This is a genomic window from Pseudomonas sp. NPDC089530 (assembly GCF_050280705.1).
Taxonomy (GTDB): Bacteria; Pseudomonadota; Gammaproteobacteria; order Pseudomonadales; family Pseudomonadaceae; genus Aquipseudomonas.
This window is the reverse complement of sequence record NZ_JBNNVU010000007.1, coordinates 73,905-91,747: the sequence shown is the minus strand read 5'-3', so window position 1 is coordinate 91,747 and position 17,843 is coordinate 73,905. Positions and strand designations below refer to the sequence as shown.

At 62.7% G+C, this 17,843-nt stretch carries 15 protein-coding genes; 2 read left to right on the top strand and 13 right to left on the bottom strand.

Annotated features, from left to right (window positions below; genetic code table 11):
• Positions 1 to 20 precede the first annotated feature (20 nt).
• The 12 genes from ACQKQA_RS04630 to ACQKQA_RS04575 all read right to left on the bottom strand — a co-directional run bounded on the left by ACQKQA_RS04630 (position 21) and on the right by ACQKQA_RS04575 (position 14,039).
• Positions 21 to 542, bottom strand: a complete 522-nt coding sequence (locus ACQKQA_RS04630) for a GNAT family N-acetyltransferase (protein ID WP_427553998.1) — start codon at positions 540 to 542, stop codon at positions 21 to 23.
• A gap of 42 nt (positions 543 to 584) precedes the next feature.
• Positions 585 to 2,204 carry a phospholipid carrier-dependent glycosyltransferase gene (locus ACQKQA_RS04625; protein WP_427553996.1) on the bottom strand — a complete coding sequence of 540 codons (1,620 nt, stop codon included), beginning with the start codon at positions 2,202 to 2,204 and terminating at the stop codon, positions 585 to 587.
• Complete coding sequence (locus ACQKQA_RS04620) at positions 2,204 to 3,577, bottom strand: UDP-glucose dehydrogenase family protein (protein WP_427553994.1); 1,374 nt, start codon at positions 3,575 to 3,577, stop codon at positions 2,204 to 2,206. Before ACQKQA_RS04620 ends, ACQKQA_RS04625 begins: the two co-directional genes overlap by 1 nt.
• A complete protein-coding gene (gene arnF, locus ACQKQA_RS04615; RefSeq protein ID WP_427553992.1) occupies positions 3,574 to 3,987 on the bottom strand; it encodes a 4-amino-4-deoxy-L-arabinose-phosphoundecaprenol flippase subunit ArnF in 414 nt (137 codons plus the stop codon). Before arnF ends, ACQKQA_RS04620 begins: the two co-directional genes overlap by 4 nt.
• Positions 3,984 to 4,328: a 4-amino-4-deoxy-L-arabinose-phosphoundecaprenol flippase subunit ArnE gene (gene arnE / locus ACQKQA_RS04610; protein ID WP_427553990.1), complete on the bottom strand. Its 345-nt coding sequence runs from the start codon at positions 4,326 to 4,328 to the stop codon at positions 3,984 to 3,986. The genes arnF and arnE overlap by 4 nt, the downstream gene beginning before the upstream one ends.
• Positions 4,325 to 5,974: a lipid IV(A) 4-amino-4-deoxy-L-arabinosyltransferase gene (gene arnT / locus ACQKQA_RS04605; RefSeq protein WP_427553988.1), complete on the bottom strand. Its 1,650-nt coding sequence runs from the start codon at positions 5,972 to 5,974 to the stop codon at positions 4,325 to 4,327. Before arnT (ACQKQA_RS04605) ends, arnE begins: the two co-directional genes overlap by 4 nt.
• Positions 5,971 to 6,855, bottom strand: a complete 885-nt coding sequence (arnD, locus tag ACQKQA_RS04600) for a 4-deoxy-4-formamido-L-arabinose-phosphoundecaprenol deformylase (protein WP_427553986.1) — start codon at positions 6,853 to 6,855, stop codon at positions 5,971 to 5,973. Before arnD ends, arnT (ACQKQA_RS04605) begins: the two co-directional genes overlap by 4 nt.
• Complete coding sequence (arnA, locus tag ACQKQA_RS04595; protein ID WP_427553985.1) at positions 6,855 to 8,846, bottom strand: bifunctional UDP-4-amino-4-deoxy-L-arabinose formyltransferase/UDP-glucuronic acid oxidase ArnA; 1,992 nt, start codon at positions 8,844 to 8,846, stop codon at positions 6,855 to 6,857. The genes arnD and arnA overlap by 1 nt, the downstream gene beginning before the upstream one ends.
• Entirely contained in the window at positions 8,843 to 9,862 is a 1,020-nt protein-coding gene (gene arnC / locus ACQKQA_RS04590; RefSeq protein WP_427553983.1) for an undecaprenyl-phosphate 4-deoxy-4-formamido-L-arabinose transferase, read from the bottom strand. The genes arnA and arnC overlap by 4 nt, the downstream gene beginning before the upstream one ends.
• The gene (gene arnB / locus ACQKQA_RS04585) at positions 9,859 to 11,007 is read right to left on the bottom strand and encodes a UDP-4-amino-4-deoxy-L-arabinose aminotransferase (protein WP_427553981.1); all 1,149 of its coding nucleotides are present in this window, start codon (positions 11,005 to 11,007) and stop codon (positions 9,859 to 9,861) included. The genes arnC and arnB overlap by 4 nt, the downstream gene beginning before the upstream one ends.
• 439 nt (positions 11,008 to 11,446) lie before the next feature.
• Positions 11,447 to 13,102: a lipid IV(A) 4-amino-4-deoxy-L-arabinosyltransferase gene (gene arnT, locus ACQKQA_RS04580; protein ID WP_427553979.1), complete on the bottom strand. Its 1,656-nt coding sequence runs from the start codon at positions 13,100 to 13,102 to the stop codon at positions 11,447 to 11,449.
• A 307-nt stretch (positions 13,103 to 13,409) separates the two neighbouring features.
• Entirely contained in the window at positions 13,410 to 14,039 is a 630-nt protein-coding gene (locus tag ACQKQA_RS04575) for a histidine phosphatase family protein (RefSeq protein ID WP_427553977.1), read from the bottom strand.
• Positions 14,040 to 14,431: 392 nt separating this feature from the next.
• Here ACQKQA_RS04575 and ACQKQA_RS04570 point away from each other — a divergent pair, with 392 nt between their 5' ends.
• Complete coding sequence (locus tag ACQKQA_RS04570) at positions 14,432 to 15,733, top strand: sensor histidine kinase (protein ID WP_427553975.1); 1,302 nt, start codon at positions 14,432 to 14,434, stop codon at positions 15,731 to 15,733.
• An 89-nt stretch (positions 15,734 to 15,822) separates the two neighbouring features.
• On the top strand, positions 15,823 to 16,611 hold the full coding sequence (locus ACQKQA_RS04565) for a substrate-binding periplasmic protein (protein ID WP_427553973.1): 789 nt from the start codon (positions 15,823 to 15,825) through the stop codon (positions 16,609 to 16,611).
• Between the two features lie 65 nt (positions 16,612 to 16,676).
• Here ACQKQA_RS04565 and ACQKQA_RS04560 read toward each other — a convergent pair whose 3' ends face one another.
• Positions 16,677 to 17,738, bottom strand: a complete 1,062-nt coding sequence (locus tag ACQKQA_RS04560) for a hypothetical protein (protein ID WP_427553971.1) — start codon at positions 17,736 to 17,738, stop codon at positions 16,677 to 16,679.
• Positions 17,739 to 17,843 lie beyond the last annotated feature (105 nt).

Here is a 17,843-nt window from a genome sequence, read left to right as displayed (position 1 = left end):
ATCGCGAGCAAGCTTCGCTCCTACAGGTTGTTGAGGTCCAGGTGCATGGCGCAGCGTCTGGCGGCGGGCAGGCCGTGCTGGGTTTCCTCGGCCAGCACCTGTTGCAGGCGTGGGTTCAGCTGATTGGCTTCCAGGGTGAGGAAGCCGCAGCGCTGGTAGAAGGGTTCGTTCCAGGGTAGCTGGCGAAAGGTGCTCAGGGTCAGGGCAGTAAACCCCTGCCGACGAGCCTGCTCGCGCACGGTTTCCAACAGGCGCCGGCCGATGCCACGCCCCTGGGCGGCGGCGTCGACCGAGATTTCCCAGATATGCAGCGCGTCGTCGCAGGCCTCGGCGTCGAGGAAGGCACACACTCGCCGATCGAGCAGCGCCACCCACACCCGCTGCTGGCGGATATGGGCCCGGTGTTGCGCCGCGTCGGTCACTTCGGCGTCGGCCAGCCAGGCCAGTTCGGGGTCGTGGCGAAACAGTTCGGCGGCGCTGCGTTCGATAGCGGGGAGCTGGGCGGCATCGGCCTCTGTGGCCTTGCGGATTTGCAGATTCATGGGGCGCGAGTGTAAGGAGCCGGGACACACCGGGGCAACCCTTCAGGGTTGCCCTGGGCCGGGCAGGTGCAGCATGAGGTAATCGTTCTTGTCGAAGCGTCCTGTGAGTACCGGCGTCAGTTGCGCCAGGGGCGTGCCGTTCAGGGCTGCCAGGTCGCTTTGATCCAGTATCACCCAGGCCGGGCCACGCACGGCGGCGAGCGCTTCGGGGCGTTCGGTGAATATCGGCTGCAGGTCCTGGTCGAGGTTGACCATGAACTTGATGGCCTTGGCGTCCTTGCCCATGGCGTGCAATACCAGGGGCGCCGGGGCGCTTTGCATCAGCTGTTGTGCCGCGAGGCTGAAGTCCCGGGTGTCGTAGAGCTGGCGTTCGACGGGCTCGAACACCCCGATGTAGGTGCCCCAGACAGCCAGCACCGCGGCATAGGCCAGACCCACGGCACGCCAGCGCGGGCGGGTCAGCAGCCACAGCGCAGCTACTTGCAGCAACCCGAGGAGCACCAGCATCGGGGTCAGGTTCGTCAACTGTTGAGGGAACTTGTGGCGCAACACCAGCAACCCGACGATCAACAGCCCCGGCAACAGTAACCAGCAGCCTTGAATCGCCACCCGCAACCCGGCCAGGAAACGCCCCTGGCGCGCCTGGAACGGGTAGGCCGCGGCAATCGCCGCCATGGGCAGCATCGGCAGCAGGTAACGGGCTTTCTTGGCCTGGGGGATCGACAGGCCGATCATCACCAGCAATCCCGCGGCGGTACACAATCGCAGCAGTTTCAGCGCCGGGTCCGGTTCGTTGCCTCGGGCCAGGAGCACGCCGATCCATGCCAGGATCGCCAGGGGGTAGGCCAGGGCGTAGTTACCCAGGGAGCTGCTGAAGTAGAAGAACCAGTCGCTGCTGCCTTCGCTGCCGTCCATGCGTCCGAGGAACTGCATGCGGATCACCTCCTGGACAAAGTCCGGGCCGCCACTGAGACGGGCCAGCCACAGCAGCAGGCCGATGCAGGCCAGCAGCAGGAGCAGGGCGCCGCAGCCGAAGCCGAACAGGCGGCGCCACTGGCCGCCCAGCAGGTAATAGCTGCACAGCATGCCCGTGGGGATCACCAGGCCGATGGGCCCGCGGATCGCAAACCCTACGACCAGCAGGACGAGGATCAGCCACAGCCGGCGGGGCGCGGCAAAGTGGTCATGGGCGTAGCCCAGGTAGAACACCGCCAGCGACAGTGCGGCGAGCATCTGGTCCAGGGACACGGCGCGGGTTTCGCTGATAAAGGTATTGCTGAGCAACAGCAGGGCGACGCTGAGCAAGGCCCAGGTCCGGGAATAGGGCGCCAGCAGCCGATAGACCAGGCTGACGATCGTCGCCGAGGCCAGGGCCGTGGGCAGCCAGGCGCTCAGGCTGGTGACCCGGCCCAAGGGCAACGAGAACAGATAGATCAGCAGCGTCGAGGCGCTGCTGTAGTCGGCATAGGGCTGGCCATAGGTGGTGGGGAAGAACCCCGGCCCATGGCGCAGCATTTCCTTGGCGAACAGCACGAACCGGGAATCGAACCCGGTCACCGCCTGCTGGTAGACGCCGGCACAGAACAGCAGCAGCGCCAGCAGCCCGAGCCCCCAGGCCTGCCTGTTCAGGGCTGGCGTGGGGGCGGCGGTGAGTGGGGGCATCAGGCTTCGACCGCGGCGTCGGCCCATTGCAGGTGGGGGATCGGCAGGCTGCGCGACTCGCCGCGACCGATCGGGAAGTAAGTGAAGCCGATACGGGCCAGGCGCTCGGCGTCGTACAGGTTGCGCCCGTCGAAGATCACCGGGGCCTTGAGGCGCTGTTGCAGCAGCGGGAAATCCGGTGCCTTGAACTGCTGCCACTCGGTGCAGATGATCAGCGCGTCGGCGTCGCCCAGCACCGACTCCGGGGTACCCATCAGCATCAGTTTCGGCTCGTCGGGGTACAGGCGCTGGGTTTCCTGCATGGCTTCCGGGTCGAAGGCGCGCACGCTGGCCCCGGCGGCGAACAGGGCGTCCAGCAGCACCCGGCTCGGGGCGTCGCGCATGTCGTCGGTGTTGGGCTTGAACGCCAGGCCCCAGAGGGCGAAGGTCTTGCCCGCCAGGTCGCCTTTGTAGAAGGCCTTGATGCGCTCGAACAGCTTGTGTTTCTGCCGTTCGTTGATGGCTTCCACCGCTTGCAACAGGTCGCTGGAGCAATGGGCCTGTTCGGCGCTGTGGATCAGCGCGCGCATGTCCTTGGGGAAACATGAGCCGCCATAACCGCAGCCCGGGTAGATGAAGTGGTAGCCGATGCGCGAGTCGGCGCCGATCCCCAGGCGCACCGATTCGATGTCGGCCCCCAGGTGCTCGGCCAGCTCGGCGATCTGGTTGATGAAGCTGATCTTGGTCGCCAGCATGCAGTTGGCGGCGTACTTGGTCAGCTCGGCGCTGCGCAGGTCCATGAACATGATGCGGTCATGGTTGCGGTTGAACGGCGCGTACAGGTCGCGCATCACGTCGCGCACTTCTTCGCGCTCGCAACCGACGATGATCCGGTCCGGACGGCGGCAGTCGGAAACCGCCGAGCCTTCCTTGAGGAATTCCGGGTTGGAGACGATATCGAACTGCAGGGGGCGGCCATCCAGGGCCTGTTCGATATGGGCCTTCAGGGTGTCGCCGGTGCCCACTGGCACGGTGGATTTCTCCACCAGGATCAGCGGCTGCTCACGGTGTCGGGCCACGGCGTCGCCCACCGACAGCACGTAGCGCAGGTCGGCCGAGCCGTCTTCGCTGGACGGTGTGCCCACCGCGATAAACAGCACCTGGCCATGTTGCACCGCGAGCTTTTCGTCGTGGGTGAAATGCAGGCGCCCGGCCTCGAGGTTTTCCTTCACCAGGCTGGCAAGGCCGGGCTCGAAGATGCTGACGTGCCCCTGTTGCAGCTGCTTGACCTTGTTCTCGTCAATGTCCATGCAAATGACATCGTGACCGACTTCGGCCAGCACGGCGGCTTGTACGAGGCCGACATAACCACTTCCAAATACGCTGATTTTCATGGGGTATTCCTGGGACTTGTCGCGGGGGCAGGTCGAGAGTTGATGGTAATCACGCCGAGGATGACCAAGGCCACCCCCAGGCTTTTCCAGAGAGTGAAAGGTTCGTCGAACAGTGGCAGCGCGGCGGCCAGCAGGTAGACCAGGGCGTAGCTGATGCTCAGCAGGGAATAGGCCCGGCCCAGCGGCAGGTCGCGCAGGGCCAGCAGCCAGCAGAGCATCGACAGCGCGTAGGCGAGGATCGCCGCCAGCACCACGCCCAGCGCCGCCAGATCGACCTGGCCGCTGGACAGCGCCGCCAGCCACTCGGCCGGCAGCGGCAGGCGGGTCATGCTCCAGTGCATGCCCAACTGGGCGCCGCTGACCAGCAGCACGCTGCCCATGGCGAAGGTAAGACCACGCAGCGGGTTCATGCCTGGCGACTCAACAGCAGGACGCCACCGACCACCAGCGCGACCCCCAGCCAGTGGCGGTGGTCGATGTGTTCACGGAACACGAAGTGGGCGATCAGGGTGACGAACACGAAGTTCAGGCTGAGCATCGGGTAGGCCACGCTCACGTCCATGCGCTGCAGCACCAGCAGCCATACCAGCAACCCCAGGCCCAGGCTGGCCAAGGCCAGCCACAGCCAGGGCGAACGCAGTTTGTCCAGCGCGCCGGAAGGCTGGCCGCGCCAGCTTTCCACGGCGAACTTCTGCGCGACTTGTCCCAGGCAGGTGAGCAGGCAGGCCGCGAGCAGCAGCAACAGGCTCATGGCTCGCTCCGGGGAATGATGAAGATCACGATGTTGCCTTGCTCATAACGCTTGGCGTCCTTGGGCAACAGCTCGACTTCGTGCAGCTCGTCATCGCTCTTGACCCGCATGACCACGCCCACCGAACCCTGTTTACGGGCCTCGGTCATCCATGCCTGGATCTGGTCGAGCCCGACCTTGCGTGCCGCGGAGTCCGGGTAGGCGAGGCCGTATTTCAGTTCGCCGACGGTGTTGTACAGCGCCACATCCGGGCGGCCCAGGCGCCAGGCCAGGGCCGAGGCGGCGCCGAGGTCGTTGCTCAGCAGGCTGTGGGTCTGGCCGAGCTCCTGGGCATGATCGACGATGAACTGGTCGGGCATCTTGTTGTAGACCACCGAGTTGGGCAGTGCCGCCGGCAGCAGCGCGATCAGCACCCAACTGCCCAGGGCTGGCGCAGCCCACAGGGTCAAAGGCCGGAACGCTTGCAGCAGGTTGGCCATGATCCAGGCGAGCAGCGCGACGAACACCAGCACCAGGTGCTGCGGTTCCTGCTCATAAAGCGGCTTCTTCAACTGGAAAAACACCAGTGCCAACAGCACCAGTAGCCCCAGCAGCATGTTCAACAGCCCGTTGACGCTGATGGCGCGAGTCTGTGCGGCGGCCAGCCGCGCGCTCAGGGCATGGCCGATGAGCAGTGCCAGGGGCAGCAGGCACGGCAGGATGTAGGACGGCAGCTTGCCCTTGCTCAGGCTGAAGAATGCCAGCGGCAGGACCAGCCACAGCAGCAGGAACGCAATGGGCGCCTGGCGACGCTCTTGCCAGGCCTGCTTGAAGGTCGCCGGCAGCAGCACCGCCCAGGGCAGGCTGAACGCCACCAGCAAGGGCAAGTAATACCACCAGGGAGCCGAGTGCTGGGCATCTTCACCGGCAAACCGGCGGATGTGCTCGTGCCAGAAGAAGAACCGCCAGTAGTCCGGCTCCTGGGCATGCACGGTCAGCACCCACGGCAGGCTCACGACAACCGCCACCAGCACCGCCACCCCGCCGTAGACGAAGAGCTCGCGCAGGCGCTTCTGCCAGAACATGTAGGGCAGGGCGATCAGCACCGGCAGCAGCCAGGCGAGGAAACCCTTGGTCATGAAGCCCATGCCACAGGCCAGGCCCAGCCCGGCCCACGCCAGCAGGCGGCCGCGCAGGGTGCTGCTGTCGAGGGCGAACCACAGGGCCACCAGGCTCAGGTTGACCCACAAGGTGAATTGCGGATCGAGGTTGGCGTAGCCGGCGGCGCCGGTCACCACACAGAAACTCATGTACAGCAGGGCGCAGATGAAGCTCTTGCGTGGCTCGTTCCACAGGCGCCGAGCCATCAGGTACGCGAGCAGGACGCTCAGGCCCATGCTCAGGGCCGAAGCCACTCGCACCCCGAACAGGTTCTGCCCGAACAGCGCCTGGCCGAGGGCGATCATCCAGTGGCCGGCGGCCGGTTTTTCGAAATAGCGGATGCCCATGAAATGCGGCGAGGCCCAGTGGCCGGTCAGGAGCATTTCCTGGCTGATCTGCGCATAGCGGGTTTCATCGGGGATCCACAGGCCGTGGGTGGCCATGGGCAGCAGGTAGAACAGACCGAAAGCAATCAATAGAAGAGGCAGGGCCCAGCGTCTGGTCATGCGCCTTGCACTCCCAGCCAGCCTTCGCGGCCTTCTAGGGCTCCACGGACCACCTGCCCCTGGGGCAGCGCTTGCAAGGCGGCGGGCAACAGCTCGCCCAGCGGGTTGAAATGGATGTCACGCTGGCGGGCTTGGGCCAGCAGTTGACGAAAATCGTTGGCCATCAGAATCCCTTCGACTTCGGCGTGAATGGTGTAGACGTTGAGCCCTCGCGGGCTGAACCGGTCCAGAATGAATGCATTGAAATCCGCGGCGGCCACCGTCGGCCCGACCACCTCGTCGAAGGTCGGCAAATCCACCGGGATCTGCGGTGCCCCGAGACCTCCATCCGCCAGCCGCGGCTGGAAGATGGAGGCGCCGCGGCAATCGCTGTTGTAGCGAAAACCGAAGGTCTGCTTGGCCTCGATCACTCGCTCGTCGGCGCGCCAGCCGGCCGAAGCCGAACAGTCGACGCGCTGGCCGAGAATGTCATTAAGGGTGTCGACACCCTGGCGGATCTGCTCGATCAGCTGCGCCTGGTTCCAACGCCCGGCATTGGCCTGCCAGCCATGGTGATCCCAGGCGTGCAGGCCGACTTCGTGGCCGGCATCCCGGGCCTGGCGCATCAGATGCCCCAGGTCGCGGCCGATCGGCTTGCCCGGCCAGGCGGTGCCCGCCAGCAGGATGTCCCAGCCGTACAGGCCGGCGGCATTGGAGCGCAGCATCTTCCAGAGGAATTGCGGACGGATCAGGCGCCACAGATGGCGCCCCATGTTGTCCGGGCCGACGCTGAAAAAGAACGTCGCCTTGACTCCCGCCTCATCGAGCAGTTCCAGCAATCGCGGCACCCCTTCACGGGTGCCGCGATAGGTATCGACATCGATTCGCAGACCTGCCCGCATCAGCGCTTGTCCGCGATTTCGAGCATGGCTTCGCGCAGGAAGAAGTCCAGCGTGTTACCGATGGTTTCGCTCATCTCCACGGTCGGCTCCCAGTTCAGCAGGCGCTTGGCGTTTTCGATGCTCGGCTTGCGATGCTCCACGTCCTGGTAACCGGCACCGTAGAACGCCTTGCTCTCGACATCGCGGAAACCGGCGAACGGTGGGAAGTTGCCACGCAGCGGGTGAGCTTCGAACTGGCGCAGCAGCTCTTCGCCCAACTGGCGGATGCTGGCTTCGTTGTCCGGGTTGCCGATGTTGATGATCTGGCCGTTGCACGCGTCGTTTTCGTTGTCGACGATGCGCGCCAGGGCTTCGATGCCGTCGGCGATGTCGGTGAAGCAGCGTTTCTGCTCGCCACCGTCGAACAGGCGGATCGGCGTGCCTTCCACCAGGTTCAGGATCAACTGGGTGATGGCTCGGGAGCTGCCGATACGCGCCGAGTCCAGGCGGTCCAGGCGCGGGCCCATCCAGTTGAACGGACGGAACAGGGTGAAGTTCAGGCCCTTGCTGCCGTAGGCCCAGATCACCCGGTCCAGCAACTGCTTGGACACCGAGTAGATCCAGCGCTGCTTGTTGATCGGGCCGACGATCAGGTTGGAGCTGTCTTCGTCGAAGTTCTTGTCCTGGCACATGCCATAGACTTCGGAGGTCGACGGGAAGATCACGCGCTTGTTGTACTTGACGCAGTAGCGGACCAGCTTGAGGTTCTCTTCGAAGTCCAGCTCGAACACACGCAGCGGGTTGCGGGTGTATTCGATCGGGGTGGCGATGGCCACCAGCGGCAGGACCACGTCGCACTTCTTGATGTGGTACTCGATCCACTCGGAGTGAATGCTGATATCGCCTTCGACGAAGTGGAAGTTCGGATGGCTGCGCAGGCGCTCGATGGCGTCGGAGCCGATATCCAGGCCATAGACCTCGTACTTGTCGTCACGCAGCAGGCGTTCGGACAGGTGGTTGCCGATAAAGCCGTTGACGCCGAGGATCAGTACCCGGGTCCGGCGTGGCTTGCGTCCGGATTCGGCGCCGCGCAGCAGCGAGCCATCCACCAGGCCCAGTTCGTTGGCCAGTTGCGGGCCACTGAGGTACAGACCGTTGTCGTTGCGCTGGCCGGCGTTGATCACCAGCGAGTCTTCGCCGCAGGCGATGCGCAGCGGATCGACGCTGATCACCCGGCCCGGGGCCTGGCCTTCGTTGCCTTTGACGACGTCGGCGCTCCAGACGATCAGCTTGTGCTCGCCCACCGCGCAGAACGCGCCCGGATAAGGCTTGGTCACCGCGCGCACCAGGTTGAACAGCTGTTCGGCCGGCTTGCTCCACAGCAGCTTGCCATCAGCCGCGGTACGGCGGCCGAAGTAGCTGGCCTTGGACTCGTCCTGGGCGGTTTCGCTGATCTTGCCCTGGGCCAGTGCCGGCAGGGTGTCGCGCAGCAGGCTGGCGGCGGCATCGCGCAGTTTGCCGTGCAGGCTCAGCGCGGTATCGCTGCGCTCGATGGCCACCCGTTGCTGGGCCACGATCGCCCCGGCGTCGGCACGCTTGACCATGCGGTGCAGGGTGACGCCGGTTTCGCTTTCGCCGTTGACCAGCACCCAGTTGGCCGGGGCGCGGCCGCGGTAGCTCGGCAGCAGCGAGCCGTGCAGGTTGAACGCGCCTTTGCTGGCGGTGGCCAGCAGGGCCTCGCTCAGCAGATTGCGGTAATAGAAGGAGAAGATGTAGTCGGGGTTGAGCTTGGCGATCCGCTCGACCCACAGCGGGTGGTTGGCGTCTTCCGGGGCGTGCACTGGAATGCCCTTGAGCGAGCACAGCTGGGCAACGGAGCCGTAGAAGGTGTTTTCCTTCGGATCGTCGGCATGGGTGAAGACCGCACCGATTTCATAACCTGCGTTGAGCAGGGCTTCGATGCCTGCACAGCCGATATCGTGGTAGGCGAAGACAACAGCTTTATGACTCATGGCGAAACCTGATCGGAGAGAGTGGAAGTTAAACCGTCAACCGTGACAGCAGGAGCGGGAGCGGCAGGCTGGCTGCGCAAGACTTTTTCAATGAAGAAGCGGGGGCGGGCACGGACATCGCTGTACATGCGGCCCAGGTATTCGCCCAGCAGGCCCATGCCGATGAACTGGCCACCGGTGAACACGAACAGGATGGCGAACAGCACGAACGTACCGTCGCCGGCCCATTGGGCGCCGAACACCAGGCGCAGGAAGATCAGCATCAGGGCGAACAGCACCCCCACGCCGGCCATGCTGAAACCGATGATGCTCAGCAGGCGCAACGGTGTGGTAGTCATGCAGGTGATCAAGTCGAACATCAGGTTGATCAGGCGCATCGGGCTGTATTTGGAATCGCCGTGTTCACGCTCGGCGTGATTCACCAGGACCTCGGTGGTGTGGCGGGCGAAGCTGTTGGCCAGGATCGGAATGAAGGTGCTGCGCTCCCGGCAGGCGAGCATGGCGTCGACCACGCTGCGCCGGTAGGCGCGCAGCATGCAGCCGTAGTCGTTCATGGCCACGCCGGTGGAGCGTTGCACCGCCAGGTTGATCAGCTTCGACGGCCAGCGGCGCCAGGCGGAGTCCTGGCGGTTGTTGCGCACTGTGCCGACCACGTCGTAGCCCAGTTCGGCCTGGGCCACCAGGCGCGGGATTTCTTCCGGCGGGTTCTGCAGGTCGGCGTCCAGGGTGATGACCACGTCGCCGCGGCACTGTTCGAAACCGGCCATGATCGCCGCGTGCTGGCCGTAGTTGCGGTTGAGGATCACCGCCACCACCGGGCTGCCTTCGCGGGCGGCCGCGTCCTCGAGGATCTGCGCCGAGCTGTCGCGGCTGCCGTCGTCGACCAGGACGATCTCGAAATCGTGCTTGAGCTGGCGGCACGCCGCTTCGGTGCGACGCAGCAGTTCGGGCAGGCTCTGTTCTTCGTTGTAGACCGGAATGACGATCGACACGAACTGGATTGGATAAGGTTTCACAGGCTTCGGTCCAGACAGGTTTTGATGGCGCCGACCACGCGCTCGACATCGTCGAGGGTCATGTCGGGGAACAGCGGAATCGAGCACAGCCGTGCCGAGTTCCATTCGGTATTGGGTAGCCGCACATCCGGGAAGCGCTGGCGGTAGTAGCTGTGCAGGTGGCTGGCGACGAAGTGGATGCCGCTGCCGATGTTCTGCTCCTGCAGGGCTTTCATGAAACCGTCGCGATCGATGCCGCAACGCTCGGGGTCGATGCGCAGGATGAACAGGTGCCAGGCATGCTGCTGCGGATAGGACGGCAGGTGCAGGGGTTGCACCGGCAGGTCGCGCAGTTGCTCCAGGTAGGCACTGGCCAGGACTCCGCGCTGGCGATTGATCGCGTCCAGGCGCTGCAGCTGGACCAGGGCGATGGCGGCGTTGATGTCCGCCAGGTTGTACTTGAAGCCGGGTTCGATCACCTCGGCCTGGGGTTTGCGCCCGTGGGTCAGGCGGTCGTAGGCGTCGACGCCCAGGCCGTGGAACTTGAGCATGCGCACGCGGTTGGCCAGGGCCTCGTCATCGCTGACGAACATCGCGCCTTCGGCGCAGGTCATGTTCTTGATCGCATGGAAAGAGAAGATCGCCGTGCCCCGGGCACCGACGGCGCGGCCGCGATAGGTGGTGCCGGCGGCATGGGCGGCGTCTTCGATCACGGCGATGCCGTGCTTGTCGGCCAGGGCATACAGCGGATCGAGATCGAAGGCGGCGCCGGCGTAATGCACCGGGATGATCGCCTTGGTGCGGGGGGTGATGGCGGCTTCGATGGTGGCGGCGTCGGTCATCAGGGTGTGCGGGTCGACGTCGACGAATACCGGTGTCGCGCCCAGCAGGCAGATCATGTTGGCGGTGGACACCCAGGTCTGCGAAGGGGTGATCACTTCATCGCCAGGGCCGATCCCCAAGGCGAGCAGGGTGATGTGCATGCCACCGGTGGCCGACGACAACGCCACGGCGTGCTTGCAGCCGACCCGTGCGGCGAATTGCTGCTCGAGCTCCTGGTTTTTCGGTCCGGTGGTGATCCAGCCAGAACGTAGAACCTGCTCGACCGCTGCAATCTCTTCATCGCCAATACTCGGGCGCGAGAAAGGAAGGAAAGCCTGGTTCATTGAGACCTCGGGTGAAGAAAACGTCAGAGAACGAAGGGGCAAACGATGTGTGCAGCGTGCGGATAGTTCTGGTTGTTATTTATGTGCTGAATGAGGCGAGTGCAGTCATTGGCGCTTGTCCATGGTTGAGCCATTGGGAGCAATTCCTTGCCGTGCTTGAGTAAAGACCAAACTGAAAAAAAGTAAATACGGATCAAAGCGTTATAAGTGAATTCAGAGCAATCCCCAGGTCGTGCCCAGAACATTCTCTGTCGCGTATAGGTTCAAGGGCCCGAGATTAAGCGGAAAAATGTGAAACGAATATGAAAAATAGGGCAAGGCACCGTTTATCTGAGAAGCAGACAGCCAGGGTTCAGTTTTTTTGCCGGCAGGGCCGTGCCAGGCGGCGGTGAGGCACGCCTGGTCACGGAAAGCAGCGATGCCGGTCACCGGAAAAGACTCAAGGCTGACTCCGGGGGAAGATCAGAATGGTCAGGTTGCCGCGCTCGTAGCGCTTGCCATCCACGGGCAACAACTCGAGCTCATGCATCTCTTCGGCGTTGTTGACCCGCATCACCACCCCCACCGAGCCCTGTTTGCGGGCGTCGGTCATCCATTGCCGGACCTGCGTGAGGTCGATGGAGCGGGCGGCCGAGTCGGGGTAGGCGATGCCGTATTTCAGCTCGCCGACGGTGTTGTACAGGTCCACTTGCGGCCGCTGCAGGCGCCAGGCCAGCGCCGAAGCGGCGCCCAGGTCGTTGCTCAGCAAGCGGCTGGTCTGGCTCAGTTCCTGCTGATGCTCGGCAATGAACTGGTCCGGCATCTTGCTGGCCACGATATGAGCCGGCATCGCCGCCGGCAGCAGGGCCACCAGCAGGCCGATACCCAGCGCGGGCGCCGCCCACAGCGCCAGAGGGCGCAGGGCTTGCAGGGCGTTGGCGATGATCCAGCCCATCAGCACCATATAGCCGAGGGACAGGCTGAACATCTCCCCATGGCCGTACACCGGCCGGGTGACCTGCAGGTAGATCAGCGCCCCTAATGCCAGCAGGGCAATGCCGAGATTGAGCAGGCCGTTGATCCGCAGGACGCGCCCGCGGGCCTGGTTCAGGCGCTCGATCAGGGTGTGGCCCATCAAGAGGGCGAGCGGCAGGAGACACGGCATGATGTAGGTGGGCAGCTTGCCCCGGCACAGGCTGAAAAACACCAGGGGCAATACCAGCCAGAGCAGCAGGAAGCCGATCCCGGCCTTGCGCTTCTGCTGCCAGGCCTGGTTCAGGGTGGACGGCAGCAAGGCCGCCCATGGCAGGCTGGAGACCACCAACATCGGCAGATAGAACCACCAGGGACGGGTGTGCTGGGCGTCCTCGGCGGCGAAGCGGCGAATGTGCTCGTGCCAGAAAAAGAAGCGCCAATAGTCAGGTTCCTGGCCATGGATCTTCAAGACCCAGGGCAGGCTGACCAGCACGGCCACCAGCACCGCCAGCGGGCCGTAGCGCAACAGTTGGCCCAGGCGCCGTTGCCAGATCATGTAGGGCAGGGCGATCAGGGCCGGCAGCAACCAGGCGAGAAACCCCTTGGTCATGAAGCCAAGGCCGCAGGCAATGCCCAGCACCACCCAGGCCAGGATGCGCTGCCCCGTAGTGCTCACATCGATGGCAAACCACAAGGCCACCAGGCTGAGGTTGACCCACAGGGTGAATTGCGGATCGAGGTTGGCGTAACCCGCCTGCCCGGCGATCAGGCCGAAGCTCATATAGAGAAGGGCGGCGGCAAAGGACTTGCGCGGGTCCCGCCACAGGCGCTGGGCAATCAGGTAGGCCAGCACCACGCTCAAGCCGGTGCTGAGCGCGGAGGCGATCCGCACTCCGAACAGGTTGTCGCCGAAGAGGGCCTGGCCGATGGCGATCATCCAGTAACCGGCAATCGGCTTCTCGAAATAGCGAATCCCCATGAAGTGCGGCGATACCCAGTTGCCATTGAGCAGCATCTCCTGACTGATCTGCGCGTAGCGGGTCTCATCGGGGATCCACAAACCATGGAAGGCCAGGGGCAACAGGTAAAACGACAACACGAAAGCCACGAGCATCAACGGCAGGGTCGAGCGTCGAATCATGGACGACGACTCCCGCGGCAAGGCTCATGACCGGTAGCCGGTCGACAATCGACTGGCTGGCTGAACGAACAGCAGAAATTGGCGCGTAACATCCCTCGGCTCCTGATGGCAGGGTCAACTTTCTATTTTTATTAGGTGTGCCTGGAAAGGTGTCTGGTAGTTGCCAAGACCAGGCTGATGCGTATTCAAGCTTGAAAAGCGCTGCCGTCCAGTAAGCGGATTAAAAAACAAGTAACTTATTAATTCCGGGCAAGCTTTTAGTGGGTTTTCTTGAAACGGGCAAACTGAAAAACATGTAAGAAAAAACCTACAGCGTTCGGTTCAGCAACGATGGCCAGTTTTCTTCATTGACCACGCCCAGTACTTTTACTTGTCCCGCCTCCAGGGATACGAATAACGCACTGCCGTACTCGCTGGCGTGCGCATGCTTGAAGCCGGTCTGGCTTTCAAAGTCGCTGATGCAACCACTGTGGGTCACCAGCAGCAGATTGCGGTGCGCCGACTTGTGGGCGACGACATCGTCACGCAGGGGCTTGCCGCAACTGGCCAGCCATTCCTGGGCGGCTGTCGGTTGTTCGAACATATAGGCTGAGGTCTGCGCGGTGCGGGTGATCGGGCTGCTCAGTACATCGGTCCGGCTCATGCCCAGGGCCTTGAAGGCCGCGCCCAGGCGCACAGCTGCCTCGCTGCCCAGGCGTGTGATGCCATCCGCCGGCCCCAGGCAAGGATGAGGCGAGCGATCGCAACGCTCGACATGCCGCACCAGCACCACCACATTGCCGGCCTGCCATTGCTCGAGGATTCCAGAGGTTCGCAGGTCGGCGGCGGATACCAGGTTCAGTGGCGACCTCGGCCACAATGCGAACCCCGCCAGCAGCACGCCCGCCATGGCCACTAGCAGCAGACGAGCGGCCAGCCGTTTTATTCCGATGCGCACTACCAAAGATTCACCACTGGACTGGAAATGAGCCGATAAAATTCGTCGCTGCCGGCACGGCGCGACAAGTAGGAGTAGCTCGAAGAGAAAGCGATGAGTTCCAACACAGCGGGGAATCTAGGGTGCGACAGGTGAAATGGATGTGAAAAAATCAACAAGTATTTCTTTAGCGAATCATTATCGTCTCGGGTGTCGTTAATTAGCCTGCTGGCTATTTTCCAAGGCCGTATTAGTTGTTGAAAGTTGCCGGCCGCGATTGCAGGATTCGAAGGTTATGCTGTACTCGGTAGCCGGCTCTCGGGTCTTGAAGGTGCCTTGAGCGCTGACAAGCGCAGGCCGCTGGAAATCGCAGCGATCGGAATGACGAATCTGCACTCGAATCGTGGGTGGACATGGATCTCAAGCAAAGCCTGAACAGGCGGATCGTGCTGGTTTTCGCCCTGATGACGGCGCTGGTCGCGGGCTTTTTTGCCTTGGGCATCATTGCCACCGTGCATGTGGTGGAACACAAGCTGACCACCCTGAGTCTCAGTGGCAATCTGCACCGTCTGCTGCTTGCGGAAAACGCCGAACAATGGCCCCACCGACCGGACAGGGACGAGCTGTTCTTCGTCCAGGACGGTGCTGCCAACCTCAGCCTGCCGCCATCCCTCAGCACCTTGCCGGAAGGCTTCCAGGAAGTGGTGTTCGAGGGGCAGCCTTACTTTGCGATGAGCCGATCGGTCGATGGCCGCCGGTATGTGCTGCTGCGGGACCAGATCAGCCTGAAACAACGGGAGCGGCTGCTGTTCTCGGTGGTGGCGGCGGGTTTCATCCTGAGCATCCTGCTGGCCATTCTCCTGGGCTGGTTGCTGGCCAAACGGGTCATGGCGCCGGTCGTACGCCTGGCCCGACAGGTACGCCATCGCGATCAGTTGCTGGCACTGGCGCCACCGCTGGCTCCGGACTATGCGAACGACGAGGTTGGCGCATTGGCCACCTCGTTCGACCAGACCCTGGGCCGCTTACGGGCCGCCCTGCGCCGGGAAAAAATGTTCACCAGCGATGTCAGCCATGAGTTACGCACCCCCTTGATGGTTCTGGCCAGCTCCTGCGAGCTGCTGCTCGAGAATGCCTCGCTCGACGCCCGCTCACAGGCCCAGGTCGGGCGGATTGGCCGGGCCAGCGATGAAATGCGCCAGTTGGTCGAGACATTCCTGATGCTGGCCCATGCCGAGAGCCGTCCCGCCCATCTGAGGGCCAGCGCCAGCCTCAAGGAAGCGGCGGATTGCCTGGTGGAGATCTGGGGCAAGCTGATTCGCGACAAGGGGCTGGAGTTCATCTACAACACCGGACCTGACTCGGGCGAGCGCTACAACCTGACCTTTCTGCAATCGGTCATGGGCAATCTGCTGCGCAATGCCTGGCACTACACCGATCACGGCTTCATCCGCCTGAGCCTGCTTGAGCAGGGGTTTGTCGTCGAGGACAGCGGTATCGGTATTCCCGAGGAGAAGCGCAACGCGATGTTCCAGCCTTTCGTGCGCGGTGACGAACAACGGGGCGAAGGCCTGGGCCTGGGGTTGTCCCTGGTGCAGCGCATCTGCGGCCATCAGCACTGGCGGGTGAGCCTCGACAGCCGTGAGCCCAACGGTTGTCGTTTCAGTGTCGACCTGGCGAGCCCTGACGGCCCGAATCAGCATCCTTCCGGTTGAATGCCATGGGCCCGTGCTCGCGGTATTTATCACCGTCGTATACTGCCAGCAGCCCGAATAACGACATCGACCCCAAAGAGGCTCGCGGTGTGATTAGAGAAACACCAGCCAGAAGCACATCGTTCTTGACGCTGTTGCTGCCGTTGCTTGTCTCGACGGCTCCGGCCCTCCAGGCCCATGAAGCCATCGAGTTTCTGATTCCGGAGGCACCGCCCCTGACCATCGCCAGCGACGGCGAGCGCCATGGCATCGTCGGGGACGTTGTGTTGCAGGCCCTGAAAAGGGCCGGATATAACATCGAGCCCAGGGCTCTGCCGTGGGCGCGAGCGCAGAAATACGCCATTGAAAAAGACAATGTCCTCATCGCGCCGCTCACCCGCACGCCCGAGCGGGAAGATCGTTTTACCTGGATTGCGCCGATCATGCAGATGGACAGGGCGTTCTTCAGTCTCGAGCATAAAGTGGCGAACTTCGAAGAAGCCCGACAGCGCTTCAAGGTCATCGCCGTAGGGCTGGGCAGTGCCCAGGAAGAGATACTGCGCAGCAAAGGCTTCGCCCCGGAGCAGATTTATGCGATCAAGATCGGCGAAAACCCGGCGCAGTTGTTGTTGAAGGGCAGGGTGGACGCCTGGTTCAACGGGGTTCAGGAAAGCACTTATATCTGGAATCGGGTTTCCAAACGCACGTTGCTGATGAGTCCGCCCCTGGTGAGCCATGACCTTTACCTGGCCTGCTCCAAGGTGTGCGACGCCGATCTCGTGGCGAAGATGGCAAAATCCATAGAGGCCATGCGCAATGACGGTTATATCGATAAGGTGAAAAGCCGTTATATGAGTCATGAGCCAGCGGGCAAACAATCGCCGTCAGGAAACTTGTAGTCCAATGACTCTTGAAATCACTGCCCGTCATTAACCGGTTTTTATCTGCCACAGGCCATGACCGCTCACTCGATTAGTTCGTTCTCATTGAACCGAACGGTTTCATTAAGGCTTTTCAGCAGCATGTGGAAGTTGTCCCTTGCCTGACTGAGTTTGTTGAACTGTTCCGCCAGCGCCTTGGCTTTTTGCTGCAACGCCTCCTCACGAATATCCAGTTCGGCCTGCCGAGCCTCTTGTTGGGTCTGTAGCGTATTGTCGGATTGCTGAGCCTGATGAAGTTGCTCCTGAAGTTGCAGCAACTGTTCTTCCTTCTGTGCGAGCTGTCGCTCTCTTTCCTGCAATTGGCGCTCCCTGGTGTCCAGGGTCTGCCGTTGCGCCTGGCTTTGCTGTTTCTGTTGCGTCAGCTTTTGGGCGATGCCGGAGAACGCCTGCAGGCTCGCCTCGATATCCTGCAGAAAGTGCTCGGGATCGGTTCCGGGGAACGGCCAATCCCGGTCCTGGCATTCAGGCCCATGCTCCGTGGTGGGCTCGGGGACTGGGCCGGTATCGGAGTAACGGGATTCGACGGGGGGCGTCTGCGTTTGCTGCAGGTTTTCCGCCTCGCAAGCTTGTACGGTCCGTTGTTCATCGACGCCAGCCCCCGACTGTTCGTCGAGCTGCGCCATGGCGGCGTTAAGCAGCTCGTCGTCGAGATTCACCAGCATGGGCGAGTATTCCACCGCCGGGCCATAGTGGGCCGATGCCTGGAAACTCAGCAGTCTGGCGATCCATTCCTTCTTGACGCTCACCACGCGGTGCTCCGTGGTGGTAACGGGAGCCAGCTGTTTTTTGTTCAGGTCCACAAGATGGTAGGCCACATCGCTGTCACGGCGTTCTCCCGTGTCGGCCTCGCGCAGGATCTGGCTGAACAGCCGTGTCGCCAGTTGACCGTCCTCATCGGACTCCAGGGCGCCCACCCGGTAATGACCCCCTTCGTTGAACAACAAGGCGATATAAATCCGTAGATTATCGTCATCGACGCTTTCATTCAGGCTATAGGCGAGGAAGTTCCGGCCTGCCTCTGGAACGGAGAAACTGCAAAGCAAAGCGGCTGTCAGCATTTCCCGTTCTTTGGTTTCAATGAACATAGTGCGCAAGAGCATGTATCACCCAGTAAGCTCAAAAATATGCGCCGTAGAATACTAGCAATCAATAGTGGCAGGCTTTAAGAGCAATGCCTTTGCCGAAAAGGA

Coding starts and splice junctions, on each gene's coding strand:
- ACQKQA_RS04630 (WP_427553998.1), bottom strand. CDS start 542: ATGAATCTGCAAATCCGCAAGGCCACAGAGGCCGATGCCGCCCAGCTC.
- ACQKQA_RS04625 (WP_427553996.1), bottom strand. CDS start 2,204: ATGCCCCCACTCACCGCCGCCCCCACGCCAGCCCTGAACAGGCAGGCC.
- ACQKQA_RS04620 (WP_427553994.1), bottom strand. CDS start 3,577: ATGAAAATCAGCGTATTTGGAAGTGGTTATGTCGGCCTCGTACAAGCC.
- arnF (WP_427553992.1), bottom strand. CDS start 3,987: ATGAACCCGCTGCGTGGTCTTACCTTCGCCATGGGCAGCGTGCTGCTG.
- arnE (WP_427553990.1), bottom strand. CDS start 4,328: ATGAGCCTGTTGCTGCTGCTCGCGGCCTGCCTGCTCACCTGCCTGGGA.
- arnT (WP_427553988.1), bottom strand. CDS start 5,974: ATGACCAGACGCTGGGCCCTGCCTCTTCTATTGATTGCTTTCGGTCTG.
- arnD (WP_427553986.1), bottom strand. CDS start 6,855: ATGCGGGCAGGTCTGCGAATCGATGTCGATACCTATCGCGGCACCCGT.
- arnA (WP_427553985.1), bottom strand. CDS start 8,846: ATGAGTCATAAAGCTGTTGTCTTCGCCTACCACGATATCGGCTGTGCA.
- arnB (WP_427553981.1), bottom strand. CDS start 11,007: ATGAACCAGGCTTTCCTTCCTTTCTCGCGCCCGAGTATTGGCGATGAA.
- arnT (WP_427553979.1), bottom strand. CDS start 13,102: ATGATTCGACGCTCGACCCTGCCGTTGATGCTCGTGGCTTTCGTGTTG.
- ACQKQA_RS04570 (WP_427553975.1), top strand. CDS start 14,432: ATGGATCTCAAGCAAAGCCTGAACAGGCGGATCGTGCTGGTTTTCGCC.
- ACQKQA_RS04560 (WP_427553971.1), bottom strand. CDS start 17,738: ATGTTCATTGAAACCAAAGAACGGGAAATGCTGACAGCCGCTTTGCTT.